The sequence below is a fragment of the Eikenella sp. HMSC061C02 genome (genome assembly GCF_001809035.1).
Lineage (GTDB): Bacteria > Pseudomonadota > Gammaproteobacteria > Burkholderiales > Neisseriaceae > Eikenella > Eikenella corrodens.
In genome coordinates, this window is record NZ_KV795553.1 from 1 (window position 1) to 16,486 (window position 16,486).

Consider the following 16,486-nt stretch of genomic DNA (forward strand, 5'->3'; position numbering starts at 1 on the left):
CTTTAAAATAAATTTTGCTTCCTAAGCCCCTTATTTATTAATTTTTATGCTGAATTAAGAGTAAAGTTGAATGGTTCAGTCGTGTGGGTACTTGACTAGATTAAGATTGCTGATGAGCTGATGTTGAATGTTCTTTTGAACATTCTGTAATAACAAACCGCCCGGGCTATGTGGCTCGGGCGGTTGAACTATGCAAGATTAGCGCATGGGGCGGGTGAAGGTGTCGTATACACGACGGGTACCTTCGAAAGCATGAACAGTGGCTTTGCAGCCGTTGGCATCGTCGCAGTCTTTCATGCTCAATACGATGCGGTAGTTGCCGCTGCTGGGAGCTTGGAAGGTGAACAGTGGCTGGTTGTCCGGCAGGTTGTCGCCGGCTACGCGGGCGCCGTTGGCAGCCATCAGATTCATGTCCATGTTGTTGCAGCTGTCGTCGCAGTCGCCGAAGAAGGTGTAGAACTTACCGGCACGCAGGGTTACGGGCAGGGTGTGGGTACGGCCTTGCTTCAGGGTAACTGGGCGCAAGAACAGCTCGCGGGCAGCGGGGTCGGCAGTGCTGACTACTTCGCGGTTGATGTCTTGCTCATTGCCGAGGTTGTTGGCCAGGGCGGCAGCAGGGGCGGCCAGAGCGGCGATCAGAGCCAGGGTGGTGAGTTTCTGCATGGTGTCTCCTTATTGGTTGATGAGTTGTGCTACTTGGGAAGGTTCACCAAAGGCTACCTGAAAACAGTTTGGCTGTTTCAGGTAGCCTTGGGGGAAAGATTAGCGAATGATACTACGTTGTGAGTCGGCAAGGAAGTCGCGCAACACGGACAGCTCGGGAGCGGTTTCGGCGGCTTGGGCAATTTGGCTGCGGGCTTCTTCGTAGGACAGGCCTTGGCGATAGAGGGCTTTGTAGGCGTTTTTCACATTGGTGATCTGTTCGGGCGTGAAGCCGTTGCGACGCATGCCTTCGCTGTTGATGCCGGCGGGCTCGGCGCGGTAGCCGGCGGCCATGAAGTAGGGGGGAACGTCTTTGTGTACGCCGGCGGCGAAGGCGGTCATGGCGTAGTCGCCGATTTGGCAGAATTGGAACACGAGGGTGTAGCCGCCGAGGATGACGTAGTCGCCGATGGTAACGTGGCCGGCGAGGGAGGCGTTGTTGGCGAAGATGGTGTGGCTGCCGATCACGCAGTCGTGGGCGAGGTGGCAGTAGGCCATGATCCAGTTGTCGTCGCCGATGCGGGTTTCGCCGATGCCGGTTACGGTGCCGAGGTTGAAGGTGGTGAACTCGCGGATAGTGTTGCCGTTGCCGATAATCAGGCGGGTGGGCTCGCCGCGGTATTTTTTGTCTTGCGGGATGGCGCCGAGGCTGGCGAATTGAAAAATGCGGTTGTTTTCGCCGATGGTGGTGTGCCCTTCGATAACGGCGTGCGGGCCGATTTCGCTGCCGGCGCCGATTTGCACGTTCGGGCCGATGATGGTGTAGGCGCCGACTTTAACGCTGCTGTCGAGCTCGGCTTTGGGGTCGATAATCGCGGTGGGGTGGATTAGGGACATGGTGTTTCCTTATGGCAGCGGGCTTTGCCGGGTGAGGCTACCTGAAAATGGTTCGGCACTAAATGCGGCGGATAGTTTGGCAGAGGCTACCTGAAAAGGTATTACCTATCTTGCCGGCTTATTTATCTACCGCGCGTTTGGCACACATGATGACGGCTTCAGCGGCGATTTGGCCGTCTACGGTGGCGGTGGCTTTGAATTTGCCGATGTCGCGTTTGTGGGTGATTACGTCCAGATGAATCTGCACTTGGTCGCCGGGCACGACTTGGCGTTTGAAGCGGGCTTCATCGATGCCAACGAAAAAGTAGATTTCGTTTTCTTTGCGCTCGCCCCGGCTGAGGATGGCGAGCACGCCGGCAGCCTGTGCCATGGCTTCGATAATCAACACGCCGGGCATCACAGGGAACTCGGGGAAGTGGCCTTGGAAAAACGGTTCGTTTACGGAAACGTTTTTAATGGCAGTGAGGCTTTTTTCTTTTTCAAAACCGATCACGCGATCCAGCAGTAGGAAGGGATAGCGGTGCGGCAGCAGGCGTTGCAGGGTGCGCACGTCCAGCGGGAGTTCGATATTTTCGATTTGCATGGGTTATTCCTTGTTTTCGGGATAGTTGATTGTGTTTTCCAGCGTTTTTACGCGGCGGTGCAGTTCGTTGAGCCGACGCAGGTGCACGGCATTTTTCACCCAGTCGCGGTGTGTTTGCAGCGGGTAGGAACTGGCGTAGTAGTCGGGCTGGTTGATGGAGGCGGCCACGAGGGTGCCGCCGCCAATGAAGGTGCGGTCGGCAACGTGGATGTGGCCGACAAACATGGCAGCACCGCCGATTTGGCAGTAGGCGCCGATATGGGTGCTGCCGGCAATGCCTACGCAGGCGGCGATGGCGGTGTGGGCGCCGATATGTACGTTGTGGGCAATTTGCACGAGGTTGTCGATTTTAGCGCCCTCGGCAATCACGGTATCTTCGATTGCACCGCGGTCGATGGTGGTATTGGCGCCGATTTCCACGTCGTTACCGATTTCCACTCCGCCCACTTGCGGGATTTTGTACCAATGGTCTTGCGCCCAGGCATTGCCGAAGCCGTCGGCACCGATCACGGTGCCAGAGTGGATTTCCACACGTTCGCCGAGGCGGCAGCCGGCATAAACGGTTACGTTAGAGTGCAGCACGGTATGATCGCCAAGCACACAGTTGGCTTCCACCACGCAGTTGGCCAGGATGCGGCAGCCTTCGCCCAGCACAACGCAGTCGCCGATGTAAACGTTGGCACCGATTTCACAGCTATCGGGCACGATGGCACTTGCTTCCACCACGGCGCTGGGGTGAATGCCGGGGTTGGCGGCGGGAGCGGGGTGGAACAGGCGGGCGGTTTGGGCGAAATAGAGTTGCGGATTGTCGCACACAATCAGATTGCGGCCGGGCAGTTTGTCGGCCAATTTGTGGTGCACAATCAGCGCGCCGGCTTGGCTGGCAAGGGCTTCGGGCAGGTGTTTGGGGTGGGAAACAAAACTGATGTCGCCTTTTTGTGCGGCATGCAGCGGGGCAATACGGCTGATGGCGATATCTTGCCCGGCAAGCGTGCCGCCCAAGGCGGCGATAATGTGGGAAAGCTGTTTCTGCATTTTAACTTCGGTGAAGTTTCGCTTTCAGGTAGCCTGTTTTGCGGCAGGGAGGCCGGAATTTTCAGGTAGCCTTTATTGGTTGTTGAGAGCGCGAATAACTTGGTCGGTGATGTCGAATTTGCTGTTTACGTAGATAACGTCTTGGATAATCAAGTCATAGCCGTCGCGCTGTGCCAGTTCGGTAATCACGCGGTTGGCATTTTGCTGCAGGGCAGCGAACTCTTCGTTGCGGCGCAGGTTGTATTCTTCAGTGAGCTGCGCGGCCTGACGGCGCAAATCCCTATCCAGGGCAATCAGCTGCTGCTCGGTGCGGCGGCGTTCGGCAGGGTTCAGGCGGCCTTGGTCGAGCTGGGTTTTCAGGGCAATGCCTTGATCACGCAGCCGTTGCAAAGCCTGCTGGCGCGCGCCGAATTCGTTTTGCAGGGTGGTTTGGATACGCTGCGCCTGGGTAGACTGCTGATACACGCGCTCGGTATCGATAAACCCCAGCTTTTGTACGCTGTCGGCAGCAGCATGCGATGCGATTAGCATCGCAGCAGCTGCCGCTGCCATACGGGGAAGATTAAGCTTCATCATCTACTTTCCTTAGAAAGTCGTGCCCAATTGGAATTGGAAACGTTGGATTTGGTCGTTATCCCGCCGACGCATCGGGTGGGCAAAACTGAATTTCATCGGGCCTAGCGGCGACAGCCAAGTCAGTGCTGCACCCACGGAATAGCGCAACTCGTTGCTGAAGGTAGAGCGGTGGTCTTGGCTGTAGTAGCCGTTGGTGCCGTAGGGGTTGGCAGAGCTGTAGGCATCTGTATTGTAGGTTTTGCCATCCCACACGCTGCCGGCATCGGCAAACACGCTCAGGCGCACGGAGCGCTGGTCTTTCACGCCGGGGAAGGGGAAGAGCAGTTCGGCGGAGGCATAGGCTTTATAGGTGCCGCCGTAATTAACGATATTGCGAGAGTTGCCGTAAATCTCGTACACCTTCGGGCCTAAAGAGCCGCTTTCGTAGCCACGCACGGAGCCCAAACCGCCACCATAGAAGTTGTTGAAGAAGGGAACGGAGGAGGTGCCCCCGTAGGAGCCGGCATAGCCCACTTCGCCGCCCAGCATCAGGGTGAAGCTCTTGCTTAAGGGGAAGAACCAGCGTTGGTCGTGGGTAAGGATGTAGTATTTCAAATCACCGCCGGGCAAGCCGAGGTCGGCATTGACGCTGGTGGTGTAGCCGCGGGTCGGCCACAGCGCGTCATCGGTTTTGTTGCGTCCCCAGCCGATATTGCCTTTGAGAATCCAGTTTTTCTCACCATGTTCTTGGAGGAACTGGCGGTAGCGGTAAGGTTGATAATTTACGTCGCCATGCAGCTTCACGTTCAGGTGTTCCACGGCGAGGCCGAAGTTTACGCGGTCGTATTCGGTAACCGGCACACCCATACGCGCACCCAAGCCGATACGGGTGGTTTCGTAGTTGTTGGAGCTAGAGCTGGAGCTGGATTTGTAGGGCATGAAGCCGCGATAGTAGATGTCGTAGCCCAAGCTCACACCGTCGGGGGTGAAGTAGGGATCGGTAAACGATAGGGACGCGGTATTTTGGGTTTTGCCGCGTGCAATGCGGAAGTTGGCGGATTTGCCTGTGCCGAACAGGTTATCCTGTGCCACGCCGGCAGAGAGTACCAAGCCGGTGTCTTGTACCCAACCGGCAGCCACTTCCACCGAGCCGGTAGAGCGTTCTTTCACGGATACATCCACGTCCACTTGGTCGGGCGTATCGGGCAGCGGGCGGGTTTCCACTTTCACGTCGTCGAAATAGCCCAAGAGCTGGATACGGTCTTTGGAGCGGTTGAGTTTGGCTGAATCGTAGGGTGCAGCTTCGGTTTGGCGCATTTCGCGGCGGATAACGGCATCACGGGTTTTGTTGTTGCCGGAAATGTGGATTTGATTCACATAGTATTTACGACCGGGATTTACCGTTAAAACGAAATCCACGATGTGATTGGCCTGGTCGGGCTGCGGCTGCACGCCCACTTGAGCCAGTGCATAGCCAGCCTGACCCATACGGTCTTGGATAGCTTGCAGGCTTTCTACCATCTGCGAGCGGTTGTAGCGGCGGCCTTCACGCATTTTCAGCAGGGCTTCCAACTCTTCGCGCGGCACTTCGCGGGTGTCGCCTTCGATGCGCACTTTGCCCCAACGGTAACGTTCGCCTTCGTGTACTTTAATCCACAGCGTCTGTTCGGTACGGTCGGCGTTGTAGCGTACATCGGCATCCTGTACCCGACCTTCAAAGAAGCCTTCGTTTTGGTAGAAATCGGTGATGGATTGCAGGTCTTGACGGAATTTTTCGTCGGAGAAACGGTCGTCTTTGGAGAGCCAGCTCAACATACCGTGGCGATCCATCTGCATTTGACGGCGCAGAGTACGGTTGGAGAAGTGCTGGTTGCCTTCAAAGTCGATTTCTTTGATGTGGGTAGTAGGGCCTTCGTCGATTTTCAGCGTGATGTCCACGCGGTTACGCGAGAGGCGGGAAATCTCGGGGGTGATGGTGGCAGAGAGTTTGCCTTGGTTGGCATATTCCTGCTGCAGGCCGGCCACGGCTTGGTTTAGGATCGATTGGTTGAATGGCTGCGATTGGCCCAGGCCGAAGCTGTCGAGATTTTTCTTGATCGCGTCGCTGGGCAGGGTTTTGCCGCCGGTAACGGTGAGCGTGTTGATGATGGGGCGTTCCACCACGGTTAGCAACACTTGGTTGCCCATGGTTTCCACGCGCACGTCGTCGAATAGGCCGGTGGCATAGAGGTTTTTGATGATTTGTTCGCCTTCGCCATCAGTGAAGGTGCTGCCCACTTTAACCGGCAGGTGGCCCAATACAGTGGAAGGGTCGGTGCGCTGCAGGCCCTCGATGCGGATATCTTGGATGGTAAACGGTGCGGCGGCCAGCGCCCAAGAAGACAATCCGGCTGCAAACAAAGAGAAGGTAAGTTTGTTCAGTTTCATGCTTTATCCCAATAAACGGGTGATATCGTTGAAAAAAGCCAGCAGCATCAGCATCAGCATCAGGGAGAGGCCGAGGCGCAATCCCCACATTTGCACATTGGTGCTAACGGGCTTGCCGCGAATCCATTCGGCGGCATAATACATTAAATGGCCGCCATCTAAAACAGGAATCGGCAGCAAATTCAAAATCCCTAGGCTGATGCTCACCACGGCGAGGAATTCCAAATAATCCTGAATCCCGGCGGAGGCGGTTTTGCCGGCGTAGCTGGCGATGGTGATCGGGCCGGAAATGTGGCTTATGGAAGCCTGGCCGGTGAGTAGGCGGGCAAACAGGCGGCCGGTGAGCGTGGTGTAGGAAGACACGCGCTGCATGCCCATTTCGGCTGCGCCCAGCCAGGTGGGCTGGTAGCGGTAGGTGGCGCGAGTCATCCATTGTTGGTCGACTTCGGCTTCAAAACCGGCATAGCCGTAGCGCTCGCCGTTGCGGTCTTCACGGCTGTCGGGGCGCAAGGCTACCTGAAGCGGTTTGCCGCCGCGCAAAATATCGATTGTCAGTTTGTCTTGCGGGTGTTGGCGGATGGTGGTGGTTAAATCCGGCCAAGTGTGCACGATTTGCCCGTTCACGGCCACCACGCGGTCGCCTTTGCGCAAGCCGGCGCGCTCGGCGGGGGAGCCGGGCTGGATAGAGGCGAGCGTGGTGTTCAAGCGTAGGGCAGTGATGCCGAACCAGCCGCCGCGTTTGGCTACGGTTTCCGCTTCCGGCGTGCCGGCGGCATCGATGGTGCGCGTGGTTTGGCTGCCGTTGGCTTCACGCACGGCTACCTGAACTTTGCCGGCTTCTAAATTCAGGATGATTTCCGATTGTGCATCGCCCCAGGTGAGCACCTGCTTGCCGTTGACGGCGGTGATGGTGTCGCCCGGTTGGAAGCCTACTTTGGCGGCCAGCGTGTCGGGCATCACCATGCCCACCATCGGGCGCACTTCCTGCACGCCGAAATAGCCGAAGGAGAAGGTGTAGAGCAGCACGGCCAGCGCCAGATTGGTGAGCGGGCCGGCCGCTACCACCAGCATGCGTTTGAATGGGTGTTGCTTATCGAAGGCGTAGGGCAGGTCGGCCTCGGCCACGTCGCCCTCACGGGTGTCGACCATTTTCACATAGCCACCCAGCGGAATCGGCGCCAAGCACCATTCGATATTGCGCCAGCGTTTATTAAAGAACGGCTTGCCGAAGCCCACGGAAAAGCGCAGCACTTTGATGCCGCACCAGCGCGCCACCAGCAAATGCCCCAGCTCGTGCAGGCTGACCAAAATCAGGATGGCAACGATAAACGCGCCGAGTGTGTGCAAAAGAAACAAACAAGAAGCTCCTTGAAGCAGGCGAACCAGATGCGGGCTACCTGAAAGAGAAAAAGCCGTATTTTCAGGTAGCCTCAGCCGCCAATCGGCTGCAGGAAGAAAAACGTAATTGTAATGGAAACAGAGGTTCTCGACAAAGCCTGCGCCCATAGCGAAGGCTTGTCATATTGGCTCGGCTTGCCGCATTATTCATACGGCTTGCTGCCTGGCATGAAAAAGACGTTCAGCGATGTGCCACTTGCTGCACAAACGCTTCTGCAGCGCGTCGGGCGGCGGCATCTAAATCCAGCAGGCCTTCCAGGCTGTGGTGGCTGCCTGAAAAATCCTGCTCCAGGCAATGCTGCACCGTGTGTGCGATGTCGGTGAAGCGGATGCGGCCGGCCAGAAAGGCGGCCACGGCGATTTCGTTGGCGGCATTGAGCACGCAGGGCACGCCGCCGCCGGCCTGCATGGCCTGATAGGCCAGTTCCAGGCAGGGGAAACGGCGGTAGTCGGGCGTTTCAAAAGTGAGCGCGGAGAGGGTGGCGAAATCCAGCGGCGGCACACCGGAGGCGATGCGTTCGGGCAGGCCGAGGCAGTAGGCGATGGGCGTGCGCATATCGGGCGTGCCCATTTGCGCCAACACCGAGCCGTCGGCATAGCGCACCATGCTGTGCACCACGCTTTGCGGGTGGATAACGGTTTCCAGTTTCTCCGGCGGGCAGTTGAACAGCCAGTGCGCTTCAATCAGCTCCAGGCCTTTGTTCATCATGGTGGCGCTGTCCACTGAAATTTTGCGCCCCATTTGCCAGTTGGGGTGTTTTACCGCCTGCTCGGGCGTGATGGCGGGGAAATCGGCCAAGTCGGTGTGCAGGAAGGGGCCGCCGGAAGCGGTGAGGATGATGGATTGCACGCCGTTTTGTTTCAGGCAGCCTTTTTCCGGCGGCAACACTTGGTAGATGGCGTTGTGTTCGCTGTCTACCGGCAGGATGCGGGCGCCGGATTGGGCGGCGGTTTGCATGAAGAGGCTACCTGAAACCACCAGCGTTTCTTTGTTGGCCAGGTAGATGGTTTTGCCGGCGCGGGCGGCGGCCAGCGTGGGCGGCAGGCCGGCGGCGCCGACGATGGCGGCCATCACACCGTCGGTTTCCGGCGCGGTGGCAATGTCGCACAAGGCTTGTTCGCCGTGCAGCACTTCGGTTTGGCAGCCGGCGGCAGCCAGGTGCGTACGCAGTTCGGCGGCTTGCGCTTCGTTGGCGGTTACGGCGTATTGCGGGCGGAAGGCAAGGCATTGTTCGGCCAGCTTGGCGGTTTGGCTGTGGCCGCTGAGGGCGAAGATGCGGAAGCGTTCGGGATGGCGGGCAACCACATCGAGCGTGTTGGTGCCGATGCTGCCGGTGCTGCCGAGGATGGTGAGGGATTGGGTCATGGTTGGTGTGTTTCGGGTAGCTTTTTTTGCTTATAGTGATTCATTTTAAACCAACGTTGCGTTGGCTTGTTGCCTAACTCTGCTTAAACTTAATCCACGGTATGCGGAAGGGCAGGGGCAGATTTATGTTTCAGGTAGCCTTTAATGCCGGCGGCAGGCTACCTGAAAATGTTGGGGGAAACAAGCCGGGTTTGCAAAGGCCTCGGCTTGCTAGGCATGGCGGCTGCGGAGAAATGCCGTTAAGCCGCCCACAATATGCAACGGCAGCGGAAAGGCGGTTTCCGGCTGCCGTTTGATTTGCTGCTTTAGGAACGATATTGCGTCATCAGTTCGCAGTAGTTTGGGTAGTGTTCTTTGCTCACAAAGCCGCGGATCAGGCTCATGGTTTGGTAGATGCCGCGCCGCTTGGCGTTTTCGTCCCAACAGCCGATGTGCTGGGAGTTGTCGAAGTCGAACCAGTATTTGGTGAGCAGCCACACGTTTAAGCCGAGCTCGCGCAGGGCTTCGTCGTCGGCTTCGATGATGCCTTTGTCGCGCAGTTCGATGAAGATTTTCACCAAAAGCGGGGAGATTTTCACATGGGTGAATTCGTTGTGTTCGCCTAAAAGCTGCTTGCTGCGGACGAGTAGGGTGTTTACGTCGCTGAATAAGAAACGGTATTCCCACAGGATGTCGTACACGCCCTGCAGATATTCCCCCATTTTGGCCATGCTGTCGGGCAGCTCGGTTTGGCGGATGTAGTCGAGCAGTTTGTTGCTGTAGCGCTGGAACAGCTGAACGATGATTTCGTCTTTATTGCGAAAGTGGTAATACAGATTGCCGGGGCTGATGCCGAGGCGCTGGGAGATGTGGTTGGTGCTGATATTGCGCTCACCCTCCTCGTTGAACAGTTGGAGGCTGATGTCGATGATTCGGTTGTAGGTGTTGGGTTTGCCGGGCTTCCTGGGCATGGGTTGTCTCCTTGGCTGCAACGTAAATTCTGCCTATGCGAGAGGCTACCTGAAAATGAGATAGCGGAATTTTAATACATTATCAATTATCTTGCCTTATAGCTAAAGCACCTATTTTTCATGCGGTATTGCTTTGCAGTCTTAGCAGGAAAAATAAGTGCCGTAGCTTCCTTATCCTAACCACACCGGTTCGGGCTCCAGCCGCACGCCGAAGCGTTGGTAAACGCTGTTTTGCACGTGTTCGGACAAACGGCGTACGTCTTCGGCGCAGGCTCCGCCGAGGTTAATCAGCACCAGGGCTTGTTTTTGGTGTACGGCAGCATGGCCTTCGCAGTGGCCTTTGAGCCCGCATTGGTCGATAAGCCAGCCGGCGGCGAGTTTGGCCTGACCGCCCGGCTGGGGGTATACCGGCAGGGCGAGGTGCTGCTTCTTCAGTGCAGCGGCTTGTTCGGCGGGAACGATGGGGTTTTTATAGAAGCTGCCGCAGCTGCCGGTTTCGGCGGGGTTGGGCAGCTTGCGGCGACGGATGCGGCACACGGCTTCGGCCACGATGGCAGCGGTGAGCGGCGCGCCTTGAGCCAGGGTTTCGGCTTCGGCTTGCACGTCGCCGTAGTACAGCTTGGGCTTGAATTCGCTATCCAGCACGAACGTTACCGCCGTAATCACGAAGCGGCCGCCGGATTGTTTGAATACGCTGTCGCGATAGGCAAAACGGCAGTCGGCATGGCTGAACAATACCGGCTGGCCGCTGTCTAAATCCCAGGCGTGCACAGTTTCGATACAGCTTTCGGCTTCCACGCCGTAGGCACCGATATTCTGCACCGGCGCAGCGCCCACTGTGCCTGGAATCAGGCTGAGGTTTTCCAGCCCGCTCAAGCCCAGCGCGATGGTGTGCTGTACGAAATCGTGCCAGTTTTCGCCGGCCTGCGCGGTGATGCGCATTTTGCTGCCGCCGGCCGTCTCTGGCGCGGAAATGCCTTTATTGGCCATGCGCACCACCAGCCCGTCGTAGTCCTTCATCAGCAGGATATTGCTGCCTCCACCCAGCCACAGGGTGCGCTCGCGGCGGTATTCGGGCAGTTGGAAAATTTCAGGTAGCCTTTCGGCGGTGTCTAATGTACAGAGCGCGGCAGCACGGGCGGGTAGGCCGAAGGTGTTCAGCGCGGTTAAATCGGCATCGTATTGCAGTTTACTCATCGTCTTCATGTTCCAGCATTTCTTGGCTTACTGTTGCCAAACACCACAAGAGGGCAACGGCGGCACAACCCAGCGACAGCACCAAGGCCGCCCAGAAGCCGTAAATCCCCATACTCGTGCCGAAGGCCAGCAGGCAGCCCAGCCCGAGGCCGACCACCCAGAAGGCGATGCCGTGAATCACCATCGGCAGTTTGGTCACCTTATAGCCGCGCAAGGCGTAGGAAGCAATACACTGGATGGCGTCGGCCAATTGGAAAGCGGAGGCAAACAGCAGGATGGTGGCGCCGAGTCCGATAACGGCTTGGTCGTCGGTGTAAACGCGCATAATCGGATAGCGGAACAGCAGGGTGAGCACGGCGGTAACGATAGCCAGGGTTGAGCCGCAGGCCAAGGCCACGCCGGAGGCATAACGCGCTTGGAAATAGCGGTCGGCACCGATGGCATAGCCCACGCGCACGGTAACTGCTGCGCCGATGCCTTGCGGAATCACATAAATCAGGCTGGTGATGCTGTTTACTACTTGCTGAGCAGCCACGTGGTCTTCGGCATTGCCCGGCAGTTGGGCAATCAGCATCATCATCACGGTAAATAAGCTAACTTCGAGGAAGAAAGACAAGCCAATCGGCACGCCCAGCTTGGTGATTTGGCGGAAAATCTTGGCGCTGGGTTTGGAGAAGCGGGCGAACAGGCCGAAGCGTTGGAAATATTTCTGTTTGGCAATATAAGCCCACAGCGCGGCGGCGTTAAACCAGAATACTAGGGTGCTGGCCAGGCCGCAGCCCGCACCGCCCAAGGCCGGCATACCAAAATCGCCGTAAACGAAGATGTGGTTGAGCGGGATGTTTAAAAACAGGCTGATCCAGCTCATCCACATAATGGGTTTGGGTTTGCCCAAGCTGGAAGCGAAAGCATGCAACGCACGGTGGATCATGGCTGCCGGCATGGAAAGGGCAATCAGACCCACATACAAGGCAAATTGCCGTTTTACTTCGGCATCCAAGTCGAGAAAGCTATTGAAGGGCTGAATCATCAGCCACAGCAGAATCATGCCGATAATGCCCAGCATCAGGCCATACAATATGCCCTGCCGGCCCAGTTCGGCCACCTTCTCGACTTCGCCTGCGCCGTGCTCTTGGGCAATCATCGGATTAAGCGCGGTCATGATGCCGAGGAAGGTTATGTAAACAGTAACGAATGCGCTGCTGCCTAGTGCCACGGCAGCCAAATCAGTTTTGCCTGCGCCACCGGCCATTACCGTATCCACGAACCCCAGCCCCACTTGCGCAATCTGCGCCAATAGCATGGGCACCGCCAAAGCGCCCAATTTGGAGGCTTCTTTGCGGAAAACGGCGGGGGAATAACGGTTTAGGTCGAGCAGCATAATCAAAAATAAGAGTGGAACACGGGCGTGATTTTAGCAGAAATGCAACATAAGTTGTAGTAACGCAACACTTACCGCCTGGGATTTATGAATGTATTTCGCAATAGTATGCTTGATTTATCGAGGGAAATATTTTTCCCTGCTGTGTTGCGGATTTCGTCTGGCAAAATCTGCTCGGATACTATTTTTAGAGTAGACAAAATTAGAAAAACGTGGAAACGGCCGAGGTTCGGCGTAAAGACTACCTGAAAACGAAGCGCGGCACAGTCAAAACTAAATGTGTTGCTGTGCCGACATTTTCAGGTAGCCTTTGCGGCGGGCAAGATGAAGATTTAAATAAAGCGGCATTTGATGCTGATGAAGGCAGTTGTCGCGCAAAACTAAAGGCACGCCGGAATTGCTTCCGCCGTGCCTTGGCTTTAACTATAGCTTACTGCCGACCTGCTTGGGTGGTGGGGTTGATTAAGATTTCCACACGGCGGTTTTGCGCGCGGCCGCTTTCGGTGGAGTTATCGGCCACCGGCGAGCGTGAGCCGTAGCCCACGGTGCTGATGCGGCTGGCAGCCACGCCGCGGCCGGTGAGGTAGCCGGCTACCGAACGGGCGCGGTTTTCAGACAAGGGGTTGTTGATGCGGTCGTTGCCGGTGTTGTCGGTGTGGCCGGCTACAGTAATGGTGGTTTCCGGATACTGCGTCAGCACATTGGCCACGGTGTTGAGCGAATTTACTGCGTCCGGGCTCAGGCTGGAGCTGTTGGTGGCGAAGGTTACGCCGCTGGGCATGGTCAGCTTGATTTGGTCACCTTGGCGCTGCACTTCCACCGGCGTGTTGGCCAGCTCTTGGCGCAGACGGTTTTCTTGCACGTCCATATAGGCACCGACACCCGCGCCTACCACGCCGCAGCCCAGCGCCGCATTGCGCGCGCCTTTGCTGCCGTGGGTCAGCGCGCCCACCGCGCCGCAGGCTGCCGCGCCGCCGAGGCCGAACAGCGCAGTTTTAGAAATAGTTTGCTGGCCGGTAACCGGATCGGTAACGCAGCCGTTCAGGGCAAAGGTGGCGGCTAGGGTTAATACTGTTAGACGTTTCATCATAATTGATTTCCTTTTGTGGAAGAGTTTGGTGAAAACAAAAAGTTAATATAAAACACGCTGCCTACAGTAGCCACTATAGGCGAGCTGCCGTATAAACAAAAGCCGCTGCGGCAACATTTACCGTTTTCAAAACTTTCCAAAAGTTTGTTTACATTTGCCCGCCATGTGGCTGCAAACAAGGCTTTCGGCTACAATGCCCTTCCCGACAACCCAACAGGCTACCTGAAAATATGTTGTGCCTCTCCCGCCTCCTCCTGCCTGCGCTCGCCTTGTGTGCTGTTGCTTTTGCCCACGCCGAGCTCCCGGCCGGCCTCTATCTATACCAGGGCAACGATGGTGGCAACTACCGCCCCGCCGACGAGCCAGATGCTATTCCGTTCCCGCGTTCACCCTCCATCCATGCCGAGCGGAAAGTTTGTATCCCTGCCGACAGCCAAGCCTGGCTGCAAGAGCAAATAAGTCGGCGCACCACCGGCCTCTATCCCCAGGGCCGGTTTGAAGAACGCCAAACCGACCACGGCCGGGTTTACACCCTGCTCAATCCCGCCCAAGCCAAGCCCGGTTTGGATGCTTATACCGTGAGCATGGTGCTGAAAGAAGACCCGCAAGGGCGCCCTGTTGTTGCCTTCTCCATCAACTCCACCGATACCGAACGCAATTCCGTCCACAACACCCAAGTTAACCAGCACTACACCTACCAAGGCCCAAGCTGTCCCGTCGAAGCCGATAGCAAATAAATTTCAGCTGCACAGAAACTTCGCAGTAGTTTTATTTTCAGGTAGCCTCTAATTTTTAACTAACCACATCCATTGCCACTATGCCAAGCATCTACAACACCCTCACCCGCCAAAAAGAGCCCTTCGCCCCCATCGATCCGAAAAATGTGCGCATGTACGTTTGCGGCATGACCGTGTACGACTACTGCCACCTCGGCCACGCCCGCGTGATGGTGGTGTTCGACATGATTGCCCGTTGGCTGCGCGAATGCGGCTATCCGCTCACTTATGTGCGCAACATCACCGATATCGACGACAAAATCATCGCCCGAGCGGCTGAAAACGGCGAAACCATCGGCGAGCTCACCGCCCGCTTCATCCAAGCCATGCACGAAGATGCCGACGCCTTGGGCGTACTGCGGCCCGACGTTGAACCGAAGGCCACGGAAAACATTCCGCAGATGATTGCCATGATTGAAGCCCTGATTCGCAACGGCAAGGCTTATCCCGCCGCCAACGGCGACGTTTATTATGCCGTGCGCGAGTTTGCCGCTTACGGCCAATTATCCGGCAAATCGCTGGACGACCTGCGCGCGGGCGAGCGCGTGGAAGTGGACGGTTTCAAACGCGACCCGCTTGATTTCGTGCTGTGGAAAGCCGCCAAAGCAGGCGAACCGGCATGGGAAAGCCCGTGGGGCAACGGCCGCCCGGGCTGGCACATCGAATGCTCCGCCATGAGCGACAAGCTGTTCGGCGACACCTTCGACATCCACGGCGGCGGCGCAGATTTGCAGTTCCCGCACCATGAAAACGAAATCGCCCAAAGCGTTGGCGCCAGCGGCCATGTTTGCGGACACGAACACGCGCACACCCACCACGGCCAAAGCATCGCCAGCCACGTTAAATACTGGCTGCACAACGGCTTTATCCGCGTGGACGGCGAAAAAATGTCCAAATCCCTGGGCAACTTCTTCACCATCCGCGACGTGCTGAAGCAATACGATCCCGAAATTGTGCGCTTCTTCATCCTGCGCGCCCACTACCGCAGCCCGCTGAATTATTCGGATGCGCACCTCGACGACGCCAAAAACGCCCTCACCCGCCTCTACAACACCCTGGCCAATGTGCCGCCTGTAGAGTTTCAGGTAGCCTCCGAAGCCAACGACTATACCCGCCGTTTCTTTGCCGCCATGAACGACGATTTCGACACCGTGCAGGCCGTGGCCGTATTGTTTGAGTTGGCAGGCGAAGCCAATAAAACCCAATCTGCCGAGCTTTCCGGCTGCCTCAAAGCCCTTGCCGGCACCATTGGGCTGCTGCAACGTAACCCCACCGAATTCCTGCAAGGCGGCGCGACCGCAAACGGTTTGAGCAACGAAGAAATCGAAGCCCTCATCGCCCGGCGCAAGCAAGCCCGCGCCGACAAAAACTGGGCCGAATCCGACCGCATCCGCGACCTGCTCGCCGAGCAAGGCATCACCCTGCGCGACGGCGCGGACGGCACCAGCTGGACACGCGGCTGATAAGTTTGATGTAAGTAAACAAAGGCTACCTGAAATTTCAGGTAGCCTTTTTTCAGGTAGCCTTTAGCAGGGTATTAGATTCAAGAACCTGACCTACGGCTTTTCAGGTAGCCTGAAAGGGAAAGGGCTACCTGAAGAATATTGGGTTTATCAATCAAACTTACTTGCTGGCCTCCGGTTTAAATGAAGGTGAAAGTAAAACTTTCCTTGCAAAAGAAACAGCTTGTAACTGGTATGAATCTTCCTCTGGGCATCTATCTCCCCTACCCCAAGGATTTGGATTTTGTTCAAACTTAGAATAACCTAGTGCCGGCACAAAAACATACATCGTTTTTTCAGCCATCAACTCATTTGTCTTTGTGTCAATTATCTTTATTGTTGTTCCGGCTATCCAATGCTTGCGGTTTTCCCAAGAAACATCATTCTCATAGGTGACTGCGTAGCGGGCAGGATGTGCTGGATTAGTCTCTTGATTAAACGGCTTGTCATATATATGCCAATTACCACTATAACGAATAATCGAGCCATCTTTTTGCAAAACATCAACATAATCATAGTGCACATGGGAAAAATATGGCAAAAAACTGGCAACATATTCTTCCCGCTTTGATTCACTCTCTACCGCCGCATCCTCCCACATCTGGTCTTTCCGCGGGTTGTAGCGGTTGCTCTGATACTTCTCGTCATCCCCCCGCACTTTCAGCAGCAGGATGCCGTCCACATTGT

15 protein-coding genes are annotated in these 16,486 nt (G+C 56.5%); 2 read left to right on the forward strand and 13 right to left on the reverse strand.

The window, feature by feature from the left end; translation table 11 throughout:
- Positions 1-198 precede the first annotated feature (198 nt).
- The 12 genes from HMPREF2541_RS06250 to HMPREF2541_RS06305 form a co-directional block, all read right to left on the reverse strand.
- Positions 199-663: a hypothetical protein gene (locus tag HMPREF2541_RS06250; protein WP_023887716.1), complete on the reverse strand. Its 465-nt coding sequence runs from the start codon at positions 661-663 to the stop codon at positions 199-201.
- 99 nt (positions 664-762) lie between these two features.
- A complete protein-coding gene (lpxA, locus tag HMPREF2541_RS06255; protein WP_064086965.1) occupies positions 763-1,539 on the reverse strand; it encodes an acyl-ACP--UDP-N-acetylglucosamine O-acyltransferase in 777 nt (258 codons plus the stop codon).
- Positions 1,540-1,657: 118 nt separating this feature from the next.
- Positions 1,658-2,122, reverse strand: a complete 465-nt coding sequence (gene fabZ / locus HMPREF2541_RS06260) for a 3-hydroxyacyl-ACP dehydratase FabZ (RefSeq protein ID WP_003823905.1) — start codon at positions 2,120-2,122, stop codon at positions 1,658-1,660.
- A gap of 3 nt (positions 2,123-2,125) precedes the next feature.
- Positions 2,126-3,157 (reverse strand): UDP-3-O-(3-hydroxymyristoyl)glucosamine N-acyltransferase, encoded by a 1,032-nt coding sequence (gene lpxD / locus HMPREF2541_RS06265; RefSeq protein ID WP_070542378.1) that lies wholly within the window; start codon positions 3,155-3,157, stop codon positions 2,126-2,128.
- A gap of 72 nt (positions 3,158-3,229) precedes the next feature.
- Positions 3,230-3,733, reverse strand: coding sequence for an OmpH/Skp family outer membrane protein (locus tag HMPREF2541_RS06270; protein ID WP_003823907.1), 504 nt, complete (start codon positions 3,731-3,733; stop codon positions 3,230-3,232).
- Between the two features lie 9 nt (positions 3,734-3,742).
- Complete coding sequence (gene bamA / locus HMPREF2541_RS06275; protein ID WP_070542381.1) at positions 3,743-6,139, reverse strand: outer membrane protein assembly factor BamA; 2,397 nt, start codon at positions 6,137-6,139, stop codon at positions 3,743-3,745.
- Positions 6,140-6,142: 3 nt separating this feature from the next.
- Entirely contained in the window at positions 6,143-7,486 is a 1,344-nt protein-coding gene (gene rseP / locus HMPREF2541_RS06280) for an RIP metalloprotease RseP (protein ID WP_070542391.1), read from the reverse strand.
- A gap of 232 nt (positions 7,487-7,718) precedes the next feature.
- The gene (ispC, locus tag HMPREF2541_RS06285) at positions 7,719-8,903 is read right to left on the reverse strand and encodes a 1-deoxy-D-xylulose-5-phosphate reductoisomerase (RefSeq protein ID WP_070542383.1); all 1,185 of its coding nucleotides are present in this window, start codon (positions 8,901-8,903) and stop codon (positions 7,719-7,721) included.
- A gap of 305 nt (positions 8,904-9,208) precedes the next feature.
- Positions 9,209-9,853: a TetR/AcrR family transcriptional regulator gene (locus HMPREF2541_RS06290; RefSeq protein WP_064105118.1), complete on the reverse strand. Its 645-nt coding sequence runs from the start codon at positions 9,851-9,853 to the stop codon at positions 9,209-9,211.
- A gap of 171 nt (positions 9,854-10,024) precedes the next feature.
- The gene (gene murB, locus HMPREF2541_RS06295; RefSeq protein ID WP_049257792.1) at positions 10,025-11,050 is read right to left on the reverse strand and encodes a UDP-N-acetylmuramate dehydrogenase; all 1,026 of its coding nucleotides are present in this window, start codon (positions 11,048-11,050) and stop codon (positions 10,025-10,027) included.
- Positions 11,043-12,431: an MATE family efflux transporter gene (locus tag HMPREF2541_RS06300; protein WP_070542385.1), complete on the reverse strand. Its 1,389-nt coding sequence runs from the start codon at positions 12,429-12,431 to the stop codon at positions 11,043-11,045. The genes murB and HMPREF2541_RS06300 overlap by 8 nt, the downstream gene beginning before the upstream one ends.
- A 430-nt stretch (positions 12,432-12,861) precedes the next feature.
- On the reverse strand, positions 12,862-13,521 hold the full coding sequence (locus tag HMPREF2541_RS06305) for a YiaD family glycine zipper/OmpA-like lipoprotein (protein WP_064083571.1): 660 nt from the start codon (positions 13,519-13,521) through the stop codon (positions 12,862-12,864).
- A gap of 230 nt (positions 13,522-13,751) precedes the next feature.
- On the opposite strand from HMPREF2541_RS06305, the gene HMPREF2541_RS06310 reads away from it, so the two are divergent.
- Entirely contained in the window at positions 13,752-14,258 is a 507-nt protein-coding gene (locus HMPREF2541_RS06310) for a hypothetical protein (protein ID WP_003823920.1), read from the forward strand.
- Between the two features lie 80 nt (positions 14,259-14,338).
- Complete coding sequence (cysS, locus tag HMPREF2541_RS06315; protein ID WP_003823921.1) at positions 14,339-15,760, forward strand: cysteine--tRNA ligase; 1,422 nt, start codon at positions 14,339-14,341, stop codon at positions 15,758-15,760.
- Positions 15,761-15,920: 160 nt separating this feature from the next.
- Here cysS and HMPREF2541_RS12390 read toward each other — a convergent pair.
- The coding region (locus HMPREF2541_RS12390; RefSeq protein ID WP_210387144.1) for a hypothetical protein at positions 15,921-16,486 on the reverse strand (566 nt) is incomplete at its 5' end.